This is a genomic window from Pseudomonas sp. S3_E10, assembly GCF_054667615.1.
Genome location: NZ_CP162743.1, coordinates 3,261,218 through 3,281,046, shown reverse-complemented (window position 1 = coordinate 3,281,046; position 19,829 = coordinate 3,261,218). Strand labels below are relative to the sequence as shown.

Below are 19,829 nucleotides of genomic sequence, written 5' to 3'. Positions count from 1 at the left end.
TGCCCGCCGCGCGAATGGCGACGGGTGAAGGATCAAGCGAGCGGTGGCTTATTCGCCCCAGACGTCCTTTAGGACGTTCACCCAGTTCTCGCCCATGATCTTGCGCACCACGCGCTCAGGATGGCCGCGCTTGAGCAGGGTCTCGGTGAGGTTGGGGAACTCGCCCACGGTGCGGATGCCCAGCGGGTTGATGATCTTGCCGAAGCTGGTCAGGCGGCGGGCGTAGCCCTTGTCATGGGTGAGCATTTCGAAGAAATCCTGGCCATGGCCCTGGGTGAAGTCGGTGCCGATGCCGATGGCGTCTTCGCCGACGATGTTCATGGTGTATTCAATGGCTTCGGCGTAGTCGTCGATGGTCGAATCGATGCCCTTGGCCAGGAACGGCGCGAACATGGTCACACCGACAAAACCGCCATGGTCGGCAATGAACTTGAGTTCTTCATCGGACTTGTTACGCGGGTGCTCTTTAAGGCCCGACGGCAGGCAGTGGGAGTAGCACACCGGTTTTTTCGATTCGAGGATGACTTCTTCGCTAGTCTTGGAACCCACGTGGGACAGGTCGCACATGATGCCGACGCGGTTCATCTCGCCAACGATCTCACGTCCGAAGCCCGACAGGCCGCCGTCACGCTCATAGCAGCCGGTGCCCACCAGGTTCTGGGTGTTGTAGCACATCTGCACCACACCGACGCCGAGCTGCTTGAAGATCTCGACGTAGCCGAGCTGGTCTTCAAACGCGTGGGCATTCTGGAAACCGAAAATAATGCCGGTCTTGCCCTGCTCTTTGGCGCGACGGATGTCGGCGGTGGTTTTCACCGGGATCACCAGGTCGCTGTTCTCGCGGATCAGGGTCTGGCTGGCGACGATGTTATTGATCGTGGCCTGGAAGCCTTCCCACACCGACACGGTGCAGTTGGCGGCGGTGAGGCCGCCTTTGCGCATGTCCTCGAACAGGTCGCGATTCCACTTGGCAATAATCAGCCCGTCGATAACGATGCTGTCGGCGTGCAACTCGGCTGGGCTCATCAGGCGTCCCCTTATTGGCGATTCATGCGCCGAATCGTCTGCCGGCGCTTTGGGGCCAGCATATGCCCAGGGGCCGACCGAGCCGGGTGCAAAAACGACAGGGGAATTGCCGAAAGCGTCAATCCGCGACAAAGGGTGTTAAGAGGTGTCTGACTAGCGGCTGTTATTTGTCTTACGCTTGAGCCAGAATTCGGCCATTACCTGATATGAGACGGCGCAATGAAATCGATTTTCCTGGCTTTGGCACTCATCGCAACCGGCGTCCACGCGGCCGAAGACACCGACAGCACGCCGTGCGATGGCATCGAAAACGACAAACAAACCCTGGAATGCGCCTCCTACAACAAAACCACCGCTGAACAGTTGTTAAAAGACAACTATCAGGGCCTGCTCGAACGCATGGCTTCGACCTACGGCAGCGACAAGACCAAGCTGGCGGACATTACCGCTCGTCTGAAGGACGCCCAGCAGAAGTGGGAAAAACTGCGTGACGCCGATTGCGCCGTGGACACCTTCCCGGCGGTGACCGGCACCAAGGCGTATGCGATTGCGCAAAATGATTGCCTGGCGCGCATGAGCGATGAGCGGTCGGAGTTTTTGGAGTCGATTGGGCAGGAATAAGCGACAATCCCTGCCACTTTTAATCTGAACCAAGGCCATTCATGAGCATCTGCGGTATCGAAATCAAAGGCAGCGAAGCCATCATCGCCGTCGCCTCGCTGGACAACCAGGCGCTGACCCATGTCGCCCTGGCCACCAAGAAAATCGCGCTGGAAGATGACGACGAAGCGGCCAACGTCAAAGCCTTTGCCGCCCAGGTGAAGGCCTTTGTGCAGGCCAACGCCATCACTCGCATCGCGATCAAGAAGCGCAGCAAGAAAGGCGAATTCGCCGGCGGGCCGACCACGTTCAAGATTGAAGGCGTGTTTCAGCTGCTGGAGGCGGTCGAGGTGACGCTGCTGTCGCCGCAGACGATCAATGCGCAGAACAAGAAGCACGGTTTTGAACTGCCGGCGACGCTGAACAAGTATCAGCATGAGGCTTATAAAGCAGCCTGTTCGGTACTGATGAAAAAGTAAGCCACACCACAGTCAGACCCGATTCACATTGGATTCAGGTTGTTTTCAGTTGGGGTGTAGGGCGCTTGTACAGCAGCCAATCCCCGAACGCTTTGTCTTCCAGCGCGTAGCCGCCCCGGCTCGACTTCCATACCAATTCCTTGTCACGCAAGGCATCGATACAGGCCTGAATAGTCTGGGTACCCGGCACCACATCGCTGCCCATATCCTCCAGTGCCTTGCTGACCGCCGTAATGGTGCTGTCGGTAAACGGCGCAAAGGGTTGATTGCCGTGCAAGCGCTCCACCATCACCTGCAGCACTGCACGCTGCGGGATGGTCAGCGCGTTCCAGGCGCTTTCGAATTCGGTCCATACACCGGCGCGCAGCAATTCGGCGCGGCTGTGCAGCAATTCGCCCAGATTGCTCGCCTCGCCCAACTCCAAGGCGACCTCGCCGATGATGGTGCGCAGCATCTCGGGGCGGCGGCCGACCAGCTCGAAGGCGTCGTCGATATCCGCCGCCTTGAACTGGTTGGTCGTGGCCAGGTGGGCATTAAGGTGCGCGGTGTAGGCTTGGGTGAACGCTTTGCCCAGCAGCGGAAACGGCGTGATGCTGGAGCCAAAGAACGGCTGGCTTTTGCCCAGGACCAGATGGGCCAGCTTGTCGCGGTTGGAGCCGGTGAACACCAGGTGCAAGCCACTGCCGTCCTCGTCACGGCCTTGGTTGAGCTGATCCCGGGCGGCCTTGAGCGCGAACATCGCGTTGATTCCCGAATCGCTGCTTAACGCGTGCTGCGCTTCGTCAATCACCAGCACCACGGGTTTTTCGGCAGCGCTGTGCAGCAACTCCAAGGCCTGGGTCAACGTCGCGCCGACGGGCAATTGGGGCTTGCTGAAGTCCCAGGACAAGGTACGCAGAAAGCTCAGTTTCTCGACGCCAATGTTCTTGGCCAGTTTGCGAATGCCTTTTTCATAGGGCACCAGGGCGGCGGCAATAGCACTGGCGATCAACTCCGCCGGGTCTTTGTCTTTGTCGGCCCACAGGTCGACGTACACGGCAAGCCAACCTCGCAGCTGACACTCAGGGATCAGATCCTCGCGCAAAAATGTACTTTTGCCGGTGCGACGCGGCGCCGCAAGGAACAGCCCGGAGGTGAAATCCTGAATACCGGCGCCCACCAGACCATCGGCAATGCTGCTTGCCAGGGCGGGACGGCGGAACACAAAACCGCTGTGCTTGGACATGGCTTTATACTCAATTATTCAAAACGCTATAAATTATAGCGCTGAGTATAATTGACTATAATCGCCCGTCAAACCACCTCCCGTCGCCGATCCTCCCGTGGGCATTTGGCAAACCGCGCTCGGTAACTGCGCGTGAAATACGACGGCGACTCAAACCCACAGGCAATACTCACTTCCAGCACACTCAGGTCACTTTGGCGCAGCAGTTGCCGGGCTTTTTCCAGGCGCAGGCCCAAGTAGAAGTTGCTCGGCGTATCGTTCAGATGCAGACGGAACAAGCGCTCCAACTGGCGCCGGGTAACCTTGATCGCTTCAGCCAGCGCCAGCGTGCTCAGCGGCGGTTCGGTGTGCTGTTCCATTTCGCCGATCACCTGCACCAGTTTTTTGTTGTTAATGCCGTAGCGCGTGGCGATCTGCATGCGCTGATGGTCTTTGCGCGGGCGGATACGGCCGAGCACGAATTGCTCGGACACTTGAATGGCCAACTCCGAACCGTGGGCCTGGGCGATCAGGTCGAGCATCAGGTCGATGGACGCCGTGCCGCCGGCGCAGGTGATGCGGCGACGGTCAATCTCGAACAGTTCCTGGGTCACCGTCAGCTGTGGATAAGATTCTTTGAACGCGTCGATGGCTTCCCAATGCAGGGTCACGCGATGGCCATCGAGCAAGCCCGCTTCGGCGAGCACGCAGGCGCCGGTGTCGATGGCCCCGAGGGTCACGCCGTCGTGATCGAGGCGCCGCAACCAGTGCTCCAGCGCGGGGGTGGCAAACTGCAACGGCTCGAAGCCGGCCACCACCAGCAAGGTCGCGCCTTTTTTCAGCGGTTCCAGCGCGGCATCGGCGTTGACCGACATGCCATTGCTCGCCAGCACCGCGCCGCCGTCGGCGCTCAACACATGCCAGCGGTACAGCTCGCCGCGAAAACGGTTGGCCACCCGCAGCGGTTCCAGCGCGGAAATAAACCCGATGGCCGAGAACCCCGGCATCAGCAGAAAGTAGAAATCCTGGGACATGGTGGCGCTCTCGTCATACGGGCAGCGTGGCACTGTGATACTCCCGTTCACCCGCGGATTCAAGGGGACAGGTCGCTCCAGTGCAAGAGCCGGTCGCCGCCGTGCGTTTTGTCGGCTGCGAAGGTACGTAACTTGGCCTCACGGCGCACAAAGACGCCGGACCCCACAATAACGACCTGCCGAGGGCCCCACCATGAACCGACTGATCCGCCGCTGCGTGCTCGCACTCAGCGCCAGCGCCATCTTGAGCACCAGCGTATTCGCCGCCGACGCGCAATCCTGCCGGAATGTGCGCATGGGCGTGGTGAACTGGACCGACGTCATCGCCACCAGCGCCATGACCCAAGTGTTGCTCGACGGCCTCGGCTACCAGACCAAACAGACCAGCGCCTCCCAGCAAATCATCTTCGCCGGCATCCGCGACCAGCGCCTGGACCTGTTCCTGGGCTACTGGAACCCGCTGATGACCCAGACCATCAGCCCCTTCGTCGATGCCAAGCAGGTCAAGGTTCTCGACAAACCCAGCCTGCAAGACGCCCGCGCCACCCTCGCCGTGCCCACGTACCTGGCCGACAAGGGCCTGAAGACCTTCGCCGACATCGCCAGCTTCGAGAAAGAACTGGGCGGCAAGATCTATGGTATCGAGCCAGGTTCGGGCGCCAATACGCAGATCAAGGCGATGATTGCCAAGAACCAGTTCGGCCTGGGCAAGTTCCAGCTGGTGGAGTCCAGCGAAGCCGGCATGCTCGCTGCCGTGGACCGCGCCGTGCGCCGCAAGGAAGCCGTGGTGTTCTTCGGCTGGGCGCCGCACCCGATGAACGTCAACGTCGCGATGACCTACCTCAGCGGCAGCGAAGACGCCCTGGGCCCGAACGAAGGCATGGCCACCGTCTGGACCGTAACATCGCCCACCTACGCCGAACAGTGCCCCAACGTACATAAACTGCTGACCAACCTGACCTTCACCGCCGCCGACGAGAGCCGGATGATGCAGCCGCTGCTGGATCACAAAGATGCCCTGGAATCCGCCAGGCAGTGGCTCAAGGAGCACCCGCAAGACCAGGCGCGCTGGCTGGAAGGCGTGACCACCTTCGATGGCAAACCGGCCGCGGCAAACCTGCAATTGACCCGCCAATAACCCTTTTGAATCACCGCTTCGCAGCCTAGTACGGCTGCGAACGGCACCACCACGCCTGTAAGGAACCGACTCATGAACCACGACGTCATCATCACCTGCGCACTCACCGGTGCTGGCGACACGACCAGCAGAAGCCCGCACGTGCCGGTCACCCCCAAACAGATCGCCGCAGCGGCGGTTGAAGCGGCCAAGGCCGGCGCCACCGTGGTCCATTGCCATGTGCGCGACCCCGCAACCGGCAGGTTCAGCCGCGATGTGGCGCTGTACCGCGAAGTGATGGAGCGCATCCGCGAGGCCGACATCGACATCATCGTCAACCTGACCGCCGGCATGGGTGGCGACCTGGAGATCGGTGGCGGCGAGAACCCGATGGAGTTCGGCCCCAACACCGATCTGGTCGGCCCGTTGACGCGCCTGGCGCATGTCGAAGAACTGCTGCCGGAAATCTGCACGCTGGACTGCGGCACCCTGAACTTCGGCGATGGCGACACCATTTACGTGTCCACCCCGGCGCAACTGCGTGCCGGGGCCAAACGCATCCAAGCACTGGGCGTAAAGGCCGAGCTGGAAATCTTCGACACCGGCCACCTGTGGTTCGCCAAGCAGATGATCAAGGAAGGCCTGCTGGACAACCCGCTGTTCCAACTGTGCCTGGGCATCCCATGGGGCGCGCCGGCCGATACCACCACCATGAAAGCCATGGTCGACAACCTGCCCGCCGACGCGGTGTGGGCCGGCTTCGGCATCGGCCGCATGCAAATGCCGATGGCGGCGCAGGCGGTGCTGCTGGGCGGCAACGTGCGGGTCGGCCTGGAAGACAACCTGTGGCTGGACAAGGGCGTGCTTGCCACCAATGGTCAACTGGTGGAACGCGCGGGGGAAATCCTCAGCCGGTTGGGCGCGCGGGTGCTGAGCCCGGCCGAAGGCCGAATCAGGATGGGCCTGACCAAACGCGGCTAAAAATGTGGGGGCTTGCCCCCTCCCACAGGGGATCACCGAACTCTTTAGGAATGTGCCATGCGCTTTATTACAGAAATCAAAACCTTCGCCGCCCTCGGCAGCGGTGTCATCGGCAGCGGCTGGGTAGCCCGCGCGTTGGCCCATGGCCTGGATGTAGTGGCCTGGGACCCGGCCCCAGGCGCCGAAGCGGCGCTGCGCAAACGCGTCGCCAATGCCTGGGGCGCCTTGGAGAAACAGGGCCTGGCGCCCGGCGCGTCCCAGGACCGCCTGCGCTTTGTGGCGACGGTTGAGGCGTGCGTAAAAGACGCCGACTTCATCCAGGAAAGCGCCCCCGAACGCCTGGAGCTGAAGCTGGAACTGCACGGCAAGATCAGCGCAGCGGCCAAACCGAATGCGTTGATCGGTTCGAGCACCTCGGGCCTGTTGCCGAGCGAGTTCTATGAGGGTTCGACCCACCCGGAACGCTGTGTGGTCGGGCACCCGTTCAACCCGGTTTACCTGCTGCCATTGGTGGAGGTGGTGGGCGGTAAAAATACCGCACCGGAGGCGATCCAGGCGGCGATCACGGTGTATGAATCCCTCGGCATGCGCCCGCTGCATGTGCGCAAGGAAGTCCCGGGGTTTATCGCCGACCGCCTGCTCGAAGCGCTATGGCGCGAGGCGCTGCACCTGGTCAATGACGGCGTGGCCACCACCGGCGAAATCGACGATGCCATTCGCTTTGGCGCCGGGTTGCGCTGGTCGTTCATGGGCACCTTCCTCACCTACACCCTGGCGGGCGGTGATGCGGGTATGCGCCACTTCATGGCGCAGTTCGGCCCGGCGTTGCAGTTGCCGTGGACCTATTTGCCGGCGCCGGAACTGACCGACAAATTGATCGACGAGGTGGTCGATGGCACCCGTGACCAGTTGGGCACGCACAGCATTTCGGCGCTGGAGCGCTATCGTGATGATTGCCTGCTGGCGGTACTGGAGGCGGTGAAAACCACCAAAGCCAAGCACGGCATGAGCTTCGCTGAATAACCCTGTGGGAGGGGGCTTGCTCCCTCCCACCTTCGACCGAGTACGGACTCATGCCTGCATTGACCACCTACACCACAAAAATCCAGCCCGCCTGGGTCGACTACAACGGCCATCTGCGCGACGCGTTCTATTTGCTGATTTTCAGCTACGCCACCGACGCGCTGATGGACACCCTGGGCCTGGACAGCGACAACCGCGAAGCCAGCGGCCACTCGCTGTTCACCCTGGAGCTGCACCTGAACTACCTGCACGAAGTGAAACTCGGCGCCGAGGTTGAGGTACATACCCAACTGATCGCCCACGACGCCAAGCGCCTGCACCTCTTTCACAGCCTGCACCTGGCGGGTGATGGGAAGTCCCTCGCGGGCAATGAGCAGATGCTGTTGCACGTCGACCTTGCCGGGCCGCATGCCACGCCGTTCAGTGAGGCTACGCTGGAAAGACTCAACGCCATCAGCGCTGAACAAGCCGACCTGCCAAGGCCTGCCCTGCTCGGCCGGGCCATCGGTTTACCGGCAAAAAAAGCCCCGATCCAGCCGTGACTGGATCGGGGCAGAGGTGCCTTGTGTGAGCTGTACATCCCGAGGGTGACCAAACCTTCAAGCTGTGGGCCTGGGTTCAGTGTGCCGGTAAGTGCGTTCGGCACATGGCCCGAAAACGACACGCTCATAGCCATCCGAGGCATTCGCGCATTCTGCCCTTGCCGCGTGCCTGGGCGGCTACCAGAATCCAGCTCAGACCCCGCTCCCCTCACAGGATAAACGTCATGATGCACGCGGATTTGATTGACCAGAATGACCTGCTGGACCAACTGCGCTCGTTGGGTTTCGAAGTGTCCAGCGGCGCCAGCGCCGAACAGGCCTGCGAGTGCGCCGTGCGCGGCTTGAGCGAAGCACGGGCCAAGGCGCTCAAGGGCATGGTTGAGCAGATGTACACCAGTAGCGCGACGATTTTGCCGGCGGTGCGTCAGGCGATTGATAAGCAGTTGTTGCCGGCGTTGATGCAGTTCAAGCAGAACTCTGGCGCCTGACAGATCGCTATCGGGGGCAAGCCCCCCTCCCACACTTGACCGCGTCCGTCCATGGTCCAGTGTGGGAGGAGGCTTGCCTGCGATGCGGTCAACTCGGTTTAAAGCCTTACGCTGGCAAACGTCGACTCATTGCGCGCCTGGCTCAACGCCGACATCGGCCCCGCCAACGGCGCCAGCACCAGCGCCTGCGGAATCGGCATCATCGCCACCTGCTGGGCAGTGTTGGAACCCACGCGCTCATCGCGTGGCGGAATGCCGAAGTATTCGCGGTAGCACTTGGAGAAGTGCGGCGTGGACACAAACCCGCACACCGACGCCACTTCGATGATCGACATCGGCGTTTGCTTGAGCAGCTGCCGTGCACGAATCAGGCGCAGCTTGAGGTAGTAGCGCGACGGTGAGCAGTGCAGGTATTTCTGGAACAGGCGCTCCAACTGGCGACGCGACACGGCGACGTACACCGCCAGTTCGTCCAGGTCGATCGGCTCTTCCAGGTTGGCTTCCATCAGCGCGACGATTTCCTGCAGCTTCGGCTGGTTGGTGCCGAGCATGTGCTTGAGCGGCACGCGCTGGTGATCCTGTTCGTTGCGGATGCGTTCGTACACGAACATCTCGGAGATGGCGGCCGACAGTTCACGACCGTGGTCGCGGCTGATCAGGTGCAGCATCATGTCCAGCGGCGCAGTGCCGCCGGAGCTGGTGAAGCGGTTGCGGTCGAGGGTGAACAGGCGGGTGCTCATCGATACACGGGGGAAGGCTTCCTGCATCGAGGCCAGGCATTCCCAATGCACACTGCAATCGAATCCGTCGAGCAGACCGGCGCAGGCCAGGGCCCAACTGCCGGTGCACACCGCGCCGAGGCGACGGGACTGGCGCGCCTGGCTTTGCAGCCACGACACGTGTTCACGGGTGACGGTGCGCTGGATCCCCACGCCGCCGCATACGATGACGGTGTCGAGCACCGGGGCTTTGTGCATGGAGGCATCGGGAGTGATTTGCAGACCGTCGCTGGCCCAGACCTGGTTGCCATCCACACTCAGCGTGGTCCAGCGATACAGCTCGCGACCGGACAACTGGTTGGCCATGCGCAGCGGTTCGACTGCCGACGCCAGGGAAATCAGCGTGAAATTGTCCAGCAGCAAAAAGCCGATGGATTGAGGCGCACGGTTCTGGGGTTGGGCCCCTGAGTTGAACGACGTCATCGCGGTATCTCCTCACACAAAGCGGGTGATGGCCTCAGGCGAGGCTCTTGTTATTGCGCTCTTCATCTGTAAAGAAGAGAGGCTTTGAATGGATAGAGCAAATGCCGTGCCTAAAATTGAATGCGTATTCAATAAATCCTGAAAACGACCTGTTGACGCGTCTATATAAGCCCGCGCGGGATGTGCGGGATATAGCCTGAAAACGACGTAGGAGCAGGCTCGCCACAGTGCGTGAGCAGATCGGTAGCACTTGTGGGAAAGCGCTTTGAGGGGGGTGGGACAAGTCTGTCACCCAAAGCACGGGCGACAGAGGGTCGAAGGGAAATCGTTTGGGAGCTACTTATCTGTTTGCGACGCGCTAAAAGGTGGCGCTTTTGGCTTGGGTGTTCACTTTATGAGCAGTGTCGCCTGAACCACCGCGATGCAGGCGACCCGGTCTCAGCACTCAACCGCGCTGACCGCCAAGCCACCCCGCGACGTCTCTTTGTACTTGTCATGCATGTCTGCGCCGGTATCGCGCATGGTGCGGATCACCCGGTCCAGGGAGATAAAGTGCTGGCCGTCGCCACGCAGGGCCATTTGCGCGGCGTTGATCGCCTTGACCGCCGCGATTGCGTTGCGCTCGATGCACGGCACTTGCACCAGCCCGCCCACCGGGTCGCAGGTCAGGCCGAGGTTATGTTCCAGGCCGATTTCGGCGGCGTTGCACAGTTGCTCCGGCGTGGCGCCCAGGATTTCCGCGAGCCCCGCCGCAGCCATCGCGCACGCCGAACCCACCTCACCCTGGCAGCCGACTTCGGCGCCGGAGATCGAAGCGTTCTTCTTGCACAGGATCCCTACCGCCGCCGCGCCGAGCAGGTAGTCGACCACGTTGGCCTCGGTGACTTCTTCACTGAACTTCATAAAGTAGTGCAGCACCGCCGGGATGATGCCCGCCGCGCCATTGGTGGGTGCGGTGACCATGCGCCCACCGGCGGCGTTTTCTTCGTTGACCGCCAGGGCGAACAGGTTGACCCACTCCATGGCGCTGAGGGTCGAGCCGATCACATTGGGTTTGCCCAGCTCTTGCAAACTGCGGTGCAACTTGGCCGCGCGACGGCGCACGTTCAGGCCACCAGGCAGGATGCCTTCGTGCTTGAGGCCCTGCTCCACGCAGTCCTGCATGGCACGCCAGAGTTTCATCAAGCCGCTGCGGATTTCTTCTTCGGAGCGCCAGACCTTTTCATTCGCCAGCATCAACTCGGCGACGCGCAGGTTGTGGGTCTTGCACAGGTGCAACAGCTCCACGGCGCTGGAAAAGTCATAGGGCAGTTCGGTGCGGTCCATGTCCGCCACGCCGCTTTGGGCCTGGGCTTCATCCACCACAAAACCGCCGCCCACCGAGTAGTAAGTGTCGCGGTGCAGCTCACCGTCATCGCCATACACCACCAGGGTCATGGCGTTGGGATGGAACGGCAGGTTTTCATCGAGCAGGCGCATGTCCCGGGCCCACACAAACGGCACCGGCAAACGCCCGTCCAGCAGCAGGGTGTCGGTTTCGCGCAGGGTATGGATGCGTGGGCCGATTTGCGAGGGGTCGATCGCGTCCGGCCATTCGCCCATCAGGCCCATGATGGTGGCGGTGTCGCTGCCATGGCCGATGCCGGTGGCCGACAATGAGCCGTACAGCTGAACTTCGACACGCCGAACCTGTTCCAACCATTCGCGCCCACGCAGTGCCTGGACGAACAACGCCGCGGCGCGCATGGGGCCGACGGTGTGAGAACTCGAAGGCCCGATGCCGATCTTGAACAGGTCGAAAACGCTGATAGCCATTAACGTGGAACTCCTCGATAAGCACGGGCCGGGCAACAGTGAGCTGCTACGCTCGTAGCTCGCGTGGCCCTTTATTGAGCCCAAGTTCGGATGCCGGCTGTTCATAGCCAAGGCGCTGCGACGAGTCATAGCTCCGCTATGGCGAGGAGCAGCAACGCAGGATATGGACAGCCGGCATCCGAAATTGGGATCAAGAAAGGGTTACGCGAGCTACAGGCCCAGATGGCAGCATCATCAAGGTTTTATCTGCCGTCACGGCGTCTCACACCGACGCATCCATGCTCACCAGCGTCGCTTGCGTGCGAACACTGTTTTTGGCCGTTTTTTGCGGTGCAGATGAGCAAATCCCGTGGTTTTACCTTGGGAAAAAGCTGTAAACGACGTCACCAACACTGGATACGACCCTCCCTGTACTGGATACGACGCACCCTGTAGGCGTCAGATTTTCACTGGTACATGATCAGTCTCGACTCGTTTGCAAGGCACCGTGGCAGAGCTGTTGTCGCACGCTCCAACCGCAACACTTATAAAGCGCGGCGAAGGCCGCCAGAAAAAACACAGGAGTCTACCCAGATGAAAGGTTCACCCTCGTTGTTGTTGGCCGCCATGCTGAGTCTGCCAGTCATGGCGCACGCTGCAGAACCGGAACAGTGCAAGACCGTCAACTTCTCCGATGTCGGCTGGACCGACATCACCGTCACCACCGCGACCACCAGCGAAATCCTCAAGGGCCTGGGCTACAAGCCGCGCACCACGATGATTTCGGTACCGGTGACCTACAAGTCACTGGCTGACGGCAAGAACATGGACATCTTCCTCGGCAACTGGATGCCGACCATGGAAAACGACATCAAGCAGTACCGTGATGCGGGCACCGTGGAAACCGTGCGCGCCAACCTGGAGAACGCCAAGTACACCCTGGCGGTCCCACAGGCGCTGTACGACAAAGGCCTGAAAGACTTCGCCGACATCGCCAAATTCAAGGATGAGCTGGGTGGCAAGATCTACGGCATCGAGCCAGGTAACGACGGCAACCGCACCATCCAGACGCTGATCGACAAAGACGCCTTCGGCCTCAAAACCGCCGGCTTCAAGGTGGTCGAGTCCAGCGAAGCCGGCATGCTCTCCCAGGTCGAACGCGCCTCCAAGCGCGACCAGGCCATCGTGTTCCTGGGCTGGGAACCGCATCCGATGAACACCCGCTTCAAGATGAAGTACCTGACCGGCGGTGACGACTCGTTCGGCCCCAACTACGGTCAGGCCACCATCTACACCAACGTCCGCAAGGGCTACACCCAGGAATGCAGCAACGTGGGTCAGTTGCTGAAAAACCTGGTGTTCACGCTGGACATGGAAAGCACGCTGATGGGTAACGTCCTGGACGACAAAATGAAGGCCGACGCCGCCGCCAAGGCCTGGCTGAAAAAGAACCCGCAAGTGCTCGACACCTGGCTCGCCGGTGTCACCACCGTTGATGGCAAACCAGGGCTCGATGCAGTCAAAGCTTACCTCGCCAAGTAATACCTGCTGACCCCGGGCCGGTGCGCTGGCCCGGGACGTTTCCCTCTTCGCATGTGGACATTCACTACCATGCTGACTGAACAGAAAATCCCACTAGGCCAGTACATCGCTGCCTTCGTCGAATGGTTGACCCAACACGGCGCCAACTACTTCGACGCAATCGCATCGACACTGGAAACGATGATCCACGGCGTGACGTTTGCGCTGACCTGGTTCAATCCGCTGGCATTGATCGGTCTGATTGCGCTGCTGGCTCACTTTATTCAACGTAAATGGGGACTGACTGTTTTTGTCATCGCCTCCTTCCTGCTGATCCTCAACCTGGGGTACTGGCAGGAAACCATGGAGACCCTCGCGCAGGTGCTGTTCGCCACGCTGGTCTGCGTGGTCATCGGCGTGCCGCTGGGCATTGTTGCCGCGCACAAACCGATGTTCTACACCATGATGCGGCCGGTGCTCGATCTGATGCAGACCGTACCGACCTTCGTCTACCTCATCCCTACCCTGACCCTCTTCGGGCTGGGTGTGGTGCCTGGTTTGATTTCCACGGTGGTGTTCGCGATTGCCGCGCCCATCCGCCTGACTTACCTGGGTATCCGCGATGTACCGCAAGAGTTGATGGACGCCGGCAAGGCCTTTGGCTGCTCGCGCCGTCAGTTGCTCTCGCGCATTGAACTGCCCCACGCCATGCCGAGCATTGCCGCCGGCATTACCCAATGCATCATGCTGTCGCTGTCGATGGTGGTGATCGCCGCCCTGGTAGGTGCCGATGGCCTCGGCAAGCCGGTGGTCAACGCACTGAACACCGCCGACATTGCCCTGGGCTTCGAAGCCGGCCTGGCGATTGTGTTGCTGGCCATCATGCTCGACCGCATCTGCAAACAACCCGACGCTAAAGTAGGGGGTGATGCATGAGCATTATCCGATTCGACAAAGTCGACGTGATCTTCTCCAAAGACCCACGCGAAGCGCTCAAGCTGCTGGACCAGGGCATGAGCCGTAACGAGATTCTGAAAAAGACCGGGCAGATCGTCGGCGTTGAAAAAGCCAGCCTGGACATCGAGAAAGGCGAGATCTGCGTGCTGATGGGCCTGTCGGGCTCCGGCAAGTCGAGCTTGCTGCGCTGCATCAACGGCCTCAACACCGTGAGCCGTGGCCAGCTGTTTGTGGAGCATGAAGGTCGCCAGATCGACATCGCCTCGTGCACCCCGGCCGAGCTGAAAATGATGCGCACCAAGCGCATCGCCATGGTGTTCCAGAAGTTCGCCCTGATGCCCTGGCTGACGGTGCGCGAAAACATCAGCTTCGGCCTGGAAATGCAGGGCCGCCCCGAGAAAGAACGGCGCAAGCTGGTGGACGAGAAACTGGAGCTGGTGGGCCTGACCCAATGGCGCAACAAGAAGCCCGATGAGCTGTCCGGCGGCATGCAGCAGCGCGTCGGCCTGGCGCGCGCGTTGGCGATGGACGCCGACATCCTGCTGATGGACGAACCCTTCTCCGCTCTCGACCCGCTGATCCGCCAAGGCTTGCAGGACGAACTGCTGGAGCTGCAACGCAAGCTGAGCAAAACCATCGTGTTCGTCAGTCACGACCTCGACGAGGCGCTCAAGCTGGGCAGCCGTATTGCGATCATGAAAGACGGCAAGATCATCCAGTACAGCGTGCCGGAAGAGATCGTGCTGAACCCGGCGGACGACTATGTACGCACCTTCGTCGCCCATACCAACCCGCTGAACGTACTGTGCGGCCGCAGCCTGATGCGCACGCTGGACAACTGCACGCGCGTCAACGGCTCGGTATGCCTGGACCCGGGCGGCGACTCATGGCTGGACCTGGCCGAAGGCAACACCATTCAGGGCGCGCGCCAGAATGGCGTGGTGATGAACCTGCAGAACTGGGCACCGGGGCAAGCCGTGGAAGGTTTGGGCCGCGTGCCGACGCTGGTGGACTCCAATATCGGCATGCGCGATGCGTTGCAGATTCGTTACCAGACGGGAAACAAGCTGGTGTTGCACGACAACAACAAGGTGGTGGGAATTCTGGGCGACAGTGAGCTCTACCATGCCCTGCTGGGCAAAAACCTGGGCTGACCCACACTGCAAAACCCACTGAAGAAACAGGGTCAATGTGGGAGGGGGCTTGCTCCCGATGGCAGTGTGTCAGTCAGTACCGCTGTTACTGATACACCGTCATCGGGAGCAAGCCCCCTCCCACATTTAAAGCACTGCCAAGCTCAACTGTCAGCTATAGACCCGGCCAAGGAGCTGCCGATGGCTTTCAAACTGATCGAGCACGTCCCGGGTAATCTGTTCCTGGGCGAAGCCCATCAGGTCGTACTCCTGAGGCCCGTTGTGCAGGTACACCTCGGCCCGGTAATAGCGGATGCGTTCTTCTTCCGGCACGTCGCTCGGCGCCGCCGAGTAAGCATCCAGGCTCACTTCGTAGACAAACGGGTTGCCCTCCTCCATCTCGATGCGCACGCCAATGCAACGCTTGGATTTACCCAGCAGCGTCTGCACATCCTGCCCTTGCTCACGCAACGCAGTCGCGGCCTCTTCCAGCGCCGGCGTCACGTGTTTGTCCATAAAGCGTTGCACGGTGGCCTGGCTCGGTTGCAGGTCCAGGGCGGTCAAGCGCTCGCTGAAACCACGGCGCCCACGTTCAGCCAATTGCGCCTGCTCCTGTTCGATGGCCACATCCTGGCGCATGGCCTTGTGCAAACCGAACATAAAGCAAATCAACACCACCGAGAACGGCAGCCCCGCCAGCACCACCATGGTCTGCATGGCTTCGAAGTTACCGGCAAACAACAGGCCGATGGTCACCAGGGTGATCACCGCCGACCAGAAGATCCGCAGCCAGTGCGGCGCATCTTCGTCTACGTTGCCGCCTTTGCAGGAAAGGTTGGCCATCATCACCGCGCCGGAATCCGCCGGGGTCAGGAACAGCACAAAGCCCACGAAGATCGACACACCGATAACAATGTTCGACGCCGGGTAATGTTCCAGCAGTTGGTAGATCGCCATGGAGGGTTGTTCCAGGGCGGTCTTGCCCAACGCCACCGCACCCTGGTTCAGCACCAGGTCCAGCGCCGAGTTACCGAAGATCGACAGCCACGCCAGGGTGAAGCCCAGCGGGATCAGCAGTACGCCGGCCACCAGTTCACGTACCGTGCGGCCACGGGAAATACGCGCGATGAACATGCCCACGAACGGTGCCCAGGAAATCCACCAGGCCCAGTAAAACAGGGTCCACAGGCCCATCCAGCGCTCGGTTTTGTCGCCATCGCCTGCGTACACATACAGGTCGAAGGTTTTCAGCACGATGCCGTTGAGGTAGTCACCGGTGTTCTGCACCAGGCCGTTGAGCAAGTGCAGGGTGGGGCCGAACAACAGCACAAAGATCAGCAAACCGCTGAACAGCAGGATGTTGAGGTTGGACAAGCGACGAATGCCGTTCTCCACCCCCGACACGGCGGCGATGGTCGCCACGGTGCTCATCACGATGATCACGATCAACAGGTTGGTGTTGTTGTGCTGCATGCCGAACAGGTTTTCCAGCCCGGACGACACCTGCATCGCGCCGATCCCCAGGTTGGTCACCAGGCCCAGCAGGGTTACGAACATGCCGAAACCGTCCACCGCGTGGCCGGCCGCGCCCTTCACCCACCGCTCGCCCACCAGCGGGTACAGCGCCGAACGCAAGGCCAGCGGCTGGTTGTGGCGGTACGCAAAGTACGCCACGGCCAGGCCGACCAGGGCGTAGATCGCCCAGCCATGCAGGCCCCAATGCAGGAAGGTCAGTTGCAATGCCTGGCGTGCCGCGCCATTGCTGGCCGCCGCGCCTTCGGGCGGGTTGAAGTAGTGGTCCAACGGTTCGGACGCACCGAAGTACAGCAGCGAAATGCCGATGCCCGACGAAAACAGCATCCCGGCCCAGGCGCCGTAGCTGAAGTCCGGGGTGTCGTCCTTGCTGCCCAATTTCAACTTGCCGTAGGACGAAAACGCCAGGCCGACCACGAACACCAGGTAAGCGGCGATCACCACCATGTAGTACCAGCCGAAGCTTTTGGAAAGCCAGGCCTGGGCGACGCCGAGCATGCGCCCGGCCTCCTGCGGGGCGATGATCAGGATGGCGGTCAACAACAGAATCAGCGCGGTGGAGGTGTAGAACACCCAACCGTTGACCCGCACCTTTTCCGGCGGGGTCTTTATTAGAGAGGCAGAACTCATGGCGCAGATGCTCCAGGCAGTGCGAGAGAGAAACACAAGGCAACGGTTATCCCGCGCCATCGATTTTTCGGCAGTCGACGGACGGGTGTTATAAAGACAGCCCGAAAATCCCTGCCCCCCGCCGAGGCGGTGCATAGGGCGTTTGCGGGGTTTTCCAGGTGTCAGATGTCGCTGTCTTTCAAGTAGGAAATACCTGCCAGCAGCGACGATTTGTCGCAGAGCTTATTCTTTGTTGATTGAACGTTCAATCAAAACAAAATAGACTGGCCTTCAAGCCGATGGACGTGATCGCCCGTCGGCAGGCCTAAGGAGAGGTGCTACATGCCCAAGGTCGGTATGCAACCCATACGCCGCCAGCAATTGATCGAAGCCACGATGACGGCCATCGATCAGGTCGGGATGGGCGATGCCAGCATTGCGTTGATCGCCCGTTTGGCCGGCGTTTCGAACGGCATCATCAGTCACTACTTTCGGGACAAGAACGGCCTGATCGCAGCGACGATGCAGTACTTGATGAGCGTGCTGATGGAAAACATCCACGCCCGTCGACAGGCGTTGAAAGACGACAGCCCACGCGCTCACCTCCAGGTGATCGTCGCCGGCAACTTCGACGCCAGCCAGGTCAACGGCCCGGCAATGAAAACCTGGCTGGCCTTCTGGGCCTCCAGCATGCATCACCCGTCTTTGCACAGGTTGCAGCGGATCAACGATCAGCGTCTGTATTCCAACCTGTGCTGCCAGTTCCGCCGCACGCTGCCGTTGCCCGAGGCACGCAGCGCAGCCCGAGGCCTGGCGGCCCTGATCGACGGTTTGTGGTTGCGCGGTGCCCTGTCGGGAGACGCTTTCGATACGGAGCAGGCGCAACGCATCGCTCACGAATACATGGATTTCCAATTGGCCAAGCAGGTGAGTTAGAGCACCTATAACCGCTCAACCCCTGAACGTCCGCCGCCCCTTGTGCGGCGGGTAACGCCAACCACTTATGCACTTGCGAGGACTTTATGGCCCGTTTCGACCTGCAAAAACTCTACATTGACGGCGGCTACAGCGACGCTGGCAGCGATGCCACCTTCGAAGCCATCAACCCGGCTAACGGTGAAGTTCTCGCCCAAGTGCAACGCGCCACCAAAGACGACGTTGAACGTGCCGTGGTCAGCGCCGAAAAAGGCCAGAAAATCTGGGCCGCCATGACCGCCATGGAGCGTTCGCGCATCCTGCGTCGTGCCGTCGACATCCTGCGCGAGCGCAACGATGAACTGGCCGCCCTGGAAACCCTGGACACCGGTAAAGCCTTCTCCGAAACCAAGTACGTCGACATCGTCACCGGCGCCGACGTGCTGGAATACTACGCAGGCCTGGTGCCGGCCATCGAAGGCGAGCAGATCCCGCTGCGCGACACCGCCTTCGTCTACACCCGCCGCGAGCCACTGGGCGTGGTCGCCGGTATCGGCGCGTGGAACTACCCGATCCAGATCGCCCTGTGGAAATCCGCACCGGCGCTGGCGGCCGGTAACGCGATGATCTTCAAGCCCAGCGAAGTCACCTCGCTGACAACCCTGAAACTGGCCGAGATTTACACCGAAGCCGGCGTACCGGCGGGCGTGTTCAACGTGCTGACCGGCAGCGGCCGTGAAGTCGGCACCTGGCTGACCGAGCATCCGCGCATCGAGAAAGTCTCGTTCACCGGCGGCACCGACACCGGCAAGAAAGTCATGGCCAGCGCGTCGAGTTCGTCGCTCAAGGACGTGACCATGGAGCTGGGCGGCAAGTCCCCGCTGATCATTTTCGACGATGCCGACCTCGACCGCGCCGCCGACACCGCGATGATGGCCAACTTCTACAGCTCCGGCCAGGTCTGCACCAACGGCACCCGCGTGTTCGTGCCCAAGCATTTGCAAGCGGCGTTCGAAGCCAAGATCGTCGAGCGCGTGGCGCGCATTCGCATCGGCAACCCGCAAGACGAAAACACCAACTTCGGCCCGCTGGTCAGCTTTGCCCATATGGAAAGCGTGCTGGGCTATATCGCCAAGGGCAAAGAGCAAGGCGCCCGCCTGCTGTGCGGCGGCGACCGCCTGACCGAGGGCGACCTGGCCAAAGGCGCATTCGTGGCACCGACCGTGTTCACCGACTGCACCGACGACATGGTGATCGTGCGCGAAGAAATCTTCGGCCCGGTGATGAGCATCCTCACCTACGAGACTGAAGAAGAAGTGATCCGCCGCGCCAACGACACCGACTTCGGCCTGGCCGCCGGCCTGGTCACCAAGGACCTGAACCGCGCCCACCGCGTGATTCATCAGTTGGAAGCGGGTATCTGCTGGATCAACGCCTGGGGCGAGTCCGACGCGAAGATGCCGGTGGGTGGCTACAAGCAGTCGGGCGTGGGCCGTGAGAACGGCATCAGCTCGCTGAACAACTTCACTCGCATCAAATCGGTACAGGTTGAGCTGGGCGACTACGCCTCGGTGTTCTAAGACCCGAGTCCTGATTGCCTTTGAGGCCGCCATCGGGGGCAAGCCCCCTCCCACAGGGAAACGCATTCCAAATGTGGGAGGGGGCTTGCCC

The 19,829-nt window shown here is 61.1% G+C and carries 18 protein-coding genes; 12 read left to right on the top strand and 6 right to left on the bottom strand.

The features are described 5' to 3' along the window. Nucleotides 1–48 precede the first annotated feature (48 nt). On the bottom strand, nucleotides 49–1,026 hold the full coding sequence (locus AB4N98_RS14930) for a dipeptidase (protein WP_017531059.1): 978 nt from the start codon (nucleotides 1,024–1,026) through the stop codon (nucleotides 49–51). A 219-nt stretch (nucleotides 1,027–1,245) separates the two neighbouring features. Here AB4N98_RS14930 and AB4N98_RS14925 point away from each other — a divergent pair, with 219 nt between their 5' ends. Both AB4N98_RS14925 and AB4N98_RS14920 read left to right on the top strand, forming a co-directional pair. Next, the gene (locus AB4N98_RS14925; protein WP_017531058.1) at nucleotides 1,246–1,647 is read left to right on the top strand and encodes a lysozyme inhibitor LprI family protein; all 402 of its coding nucleotides are present in this window, start codon (nucleotides 1,246–1,248) and stop codon (nucleotides 1,645–1,647) included. A gap of 41 nt (nucleotides 1,648–1,688) precedes the next feature. Further along, nucleotides 1,689–2,105 carry a DUF3010 family protein gene (locus AB4N98_RS14920; RefSeq protein ID WP_017531057.1) on the top strand — a complete coding sequence of 139 codons (417 nt, stop codon included), beginning with the start codon at nucleotides 1,689–1,691 and terminating at the stop codon, nucleotides 2,103–2,105. 34 nt (nucleotides 2,106–2,139) lie between these two features. Here the strand turns inward: AB4N98_RS14920 and AB4N98_RS14915 are convergent, their stop codons facing one another. After that, nucleotides 2,140–3,330, bottom strand: a complete 1,191-nt coding sequence (locus tag AB4N98_RS14915; RefSeq protein WP_460148726.1) for an AAA family ATPase — start codon at nucleotides 3,328–3,330, stop codon at nucleotides 2,140–2,142. 68 nt (nucleotides 3,331–3,398) lie between these two features. Next, entirely contained in the window at nucleotides 3,399–4,343 is a 945-nt protein-coding gene (locus tag AB4N98_RS14910) for a GlxA family transcriptional regulator (RefSeq protein ID WP_460148725.1), read from the bottom strand. A gap of 193 nt (nucleotides 4,344–4,536) precedes the next feature. Here AB4N98_RS14910 and AB4N98_RS14905 point away from each other — a divergent pair, with 193 nt between their 5' ends. The 5 genes from AB4N98_RS14905 (at nucleotide 4,537) to AB4N98_RS14885 (ending at nucleotide 8,494) form a co-directional block, all read left to right on the top strand. Then, complete coding sequence (locus AB4N98_RS14905; protein ID WP_065879351.1) at nucleotides 4,537–5,481, top strand: choline ABC transporter substrate-binding protein; 945 nt, start codon at nucleotides 4,537–4,539, stop codon at nucleotides 5,479–5,481. Between the two features lie 72 nt (nucleotides 5,482–5,553). After that, nucleotides 5,554–6,441, top strand: coding sequence for a beta-keto acid cleavage family enzyme (locus AB4N98_RS14900; protein WP_017531053.1), 888 nt, complete (start codon nucleotides 5,554–5,556; stop codon nucleotides 6,439–6,441). A gap of 57 nt (nucleotides 6,442–6,498) precedes the next feature. Continuing rightward, nucleotides 6,499–7,464: an L-carnitine dehydrogenase gene (locus AB4N98_RS14895; RefSeq protein ID WP_065879350.1), complete on the top strand. Its 966-nt coding sequence runs from the start codon at nucleotides 6,499–6,501 to the stop codon at nucleotides 7,462–7,464. 50 nt (nucleotides 7,465–7,514) lie between these two features. Further along, complete coding sequence (locus AB4N98_RS14890) at nucleotides 7,515–8,006, top strand: thioesterase family protein (RefSeq protein WP_368949103.1); 492 nt, start codon at nucleotides 7,515–7,517, stop codon at nucleotides 8,004–8,006. A 224-nt stretch (nucleotides 8,007–8,230) separates the two neighbouring features. Continuing rightward, nucleotides 8,231–8,494 carry a hypothetical protein gene (locus AB4N98_RS14885; protein WP_017531050.1) on the top strand — a complete coding sequence of 88 codons (264 nt, stop codon included), beginning with the start codon at nucleotides 8,231–8,233 and terminating at the stop codon, nucleotides 8,492–8,494. Nucleotides 8,495–8,592: 98 nt separating this feature from the next. Here the strand turns inward: AB4N98_RS14885 and gbdR are convergent, their stop codons facing one another. Together gbdR and AB4N98_RS14875 are read right to left on the bottom strand one after the other, a co-directional pair. Further along, nucleotides 8,593–9,696 carry a choline metabolism transcriptional regulator GbdR gene (gene gbdR, locus AB4N98_RS14880; RefSeq protein ID WP_065879349.1) on the bottom strand — a complete coding sequence of 368 codons (1,104 nt, stop codon included), beginning with the start codon at nucleotides 9,694–9,696 and terminating at the stop codon, nucleotides 8,593–8,595. Nucleotides 9,697–10,134: 438 nt separating this feature from the next. Next, on the bottom strand, nucleotides 10,135–11,511 hold the full coding sequence (locus AB4N98_RS14875) for an L-serine ammonia-lyase (protein WP_065879348.1): 1,377 nt from the start codon (nucleotides 11,509–11,511) through the stop codon (nucleotides 10,135–10,137). Nucleotides 11,512–12,084: 573 nt separating this feature from the next. On the opposite strand from AB4N98_RS14875, the gene AB4N98_RS14870 reads away from it, so the two are divergent. The 3 genes from AB4N98_RS14870 to choV all read left to right on the top strand — a co-directional run bounded on the left by AB4N98_RS14870 (nucleotide 12,085) and on the right by choV (nucleotide 15,122). Continuing rightward, nucleotides 12,085–13,032 (top strand): choline ABC transporter substrate-binding protein, encoded by a 948-nt coding sequence (locus AB4N98_RS14870; protein ID WP_017531047.1) that lies wholly within the window; start codon nucleotides 12,085–12,087, stop codon nucleotides 13,030–13,032. Nucleotides 13,033–13,101: 69 nt separating this feature from the next. Beyond that, nucleotides 13,102–13,947 (top strand): choline ABC transporter permease subunit, encoded by an 846-nt coding sequence (gene choW / locus AB4N98_RS14865; RefSeq protein ID WP_010207125.1) that lies wholly within the window; start codon nucleotides 13,102–13,104, stop codon nucleotides 13,945–13,947. Beyond that, on the top strand, nucleotides 13,944–15,122 hold the full coding sequence (gene choV, locus AB4N98_RS14860) for a choline ABC transporter ATP-binding protein (protein ID WP_017531046.1): 1,179 nt from the start codon (nucleotides 13,944–13,946) through the stop codon (nucleotides 15,120–15,122). Before choW ends, choV begins: the two co-directional genes overlap by 4 nt. Before the next feature lie 150 nt (nucleotides 15,123–15,272). Here the strand turns inward: choV and AB4N98_RS14855 are convergent, their stop codons facing one another. Further along, on the bottom strand, nucleotides 15,273–17,207 hold the full coding sequence (locus AB4N98_RS14855) for a BCCT family transporter (protein WP_460149547.1): 1,935 nt from the start codon (nucleotides 17,205–17,207) through the stop codon (nucleotides 15,273–15,275). 378 nt (nucleotides 17,208–17,585) lie between these two features. Between AB4N98_RS14855 and betI the strand changes: the two genes are divergently transcribed. Together betI and betB are read left to right on the top strand one after the other, a co-directional pair. Then, nucleotides 17,586–18,179 (top strand): transcriptional regulator BetI, encoded by a 594-nt coding sequence (gene betI, locus AB4N98_RS14850; RefSeq protein WP_003176593.1) that lies wholly within the window; start codon nucleotides 17,586–17,588, stop codon nucleotides 18,177–18,179. 86 nt (nucleotides 18,180–18,265) lie between these two features. Continuing rightward, on the top strand, nucleotides 18,266–19,738 hold the full coding sequence (betB, locus tag AB4N98_RS14845; RefSeq protein WP_065879347.1) for a betaine-aldehyde dehydrogenase: 1,473 nt from the start codon (nucleotides 18,266–18,268) through the stop codon (nucleotides 19,736–19,738). The last annotated feature ends 91 nt before the right edge of the window (nucleotides 19,739–19,829 follow it).

Coding starts and splice junctions, on each gene's coding strand:
- AB4N98_RS14915 (WP_460148726.1), bottom strand. CDS start 3,330: ATGTCCAAGCACAGCGGTTTTGTGTTCCGCCGTCCCGCCCTGGCAAGC.
- betB (WP_065879347.1), top strand. CDS start 18,266: ATGGCCCGTTTCGACCTGCAAAAACTCTACATTGACGGCGGCTACAGC.
- AB4N98_RS14890 (WP_368949103.1), top strand. CDS start 7,515: ATGCCTGCATTGACCACCTACACCACAAAAATCCAGCCCGCCTGGGTC.
- AB4N98_RS14920 (WP_017531057.1), top strand. CDS start 1,689: ATGAGCATCTGCGGTATCGAAATCAAAGGCAGCGAAGCCATCATCGCC.
- AB4N98_RS14875 (WP_065879348.1), bottom strand. CDS start 11,511: ATGGCTATCAGCGTTTTCGACCTGTTCAAGATCGGCATCGGGCCTTCG.
- AB4N98_RS14925 (WP_017531058.1), top strand. CDS start 1,246: ATGAAATCGATTTTCCTGGCTTTGGCACTCATCGCAACCGGCGTCCAC.
- AB4N98_RS14905 (WP_065879351.1), top strand. CDS start 4,537: ATGAACCGACTGATCCGCCGCTGCGTGCTCGCACTCAGCGCCAGCGCC.
- gbdR (WP_065879349.1), bottom strand. CDS start 9,696: ATGACGTCGTTCAACTCAGGGGCCCAACCCCAGAACCGTGCGCCTCAA.
- AB4N98_RS14900 (WP_017531053.1), top strand. CDS start 5,554: ATGAACCACGACGTCATCATCACCTGCGCACTCACCGGTGCTGGCGAC.
- AB4N98_RS14885 (WP_017531050.1), top strand. CDS start 8,231: ATGATGCACGCGGATTTGATTGACCAGAATGACCTGCTGGACCAACTG.
- AB4N98_RS14870 (WP_017531047.1), top strand. CDS start 12,085: ATGAAAGGTTCACCCTCGTTGTTGTTGGCCGCCATGCTGAGTCTGCCA.
- AB4N98_RS14910 (WP_460148725.1), bottom strand. CDS start 4,343: ATGTCCCAGGATTTCTACTTTCTGCTGATGCCGGGGTTCTCGGCCATC.
- AB4N98_RS14930 (WP_017531059.1), bottom strand. CDS start 1,026: ATGAGCCCAGCCGAGTTGCACGCCGACAGCATCGTTATCGACGGGCTG.
- choV (WP_017531046.1), top strand. CDS start 13,944: ATGAGCATTATCCGATTCGACAAAGTCGACGTGATCTTCTCCAAAGAC.
- choW (WP_010207125.1), top strand. CDS start 13,102: ATGCTGACTGAACAGAAAATCCCACTAGGCCAGTACATCGCTGCCTTC.
- betI (WP_003176593.1), top strand. CDS start 17,586: ATGCCCAAGGTCGGTATGCAACCCATACGCCGCCAGCAATTGATCGAA.
- AB4N98_RS14895 (WP_065879350.1), top strand. CDS start 6,499: ATGCGCTTTATTACAGAAATCAAAACCTTCGCCGCCCTCGGCAGCGGT.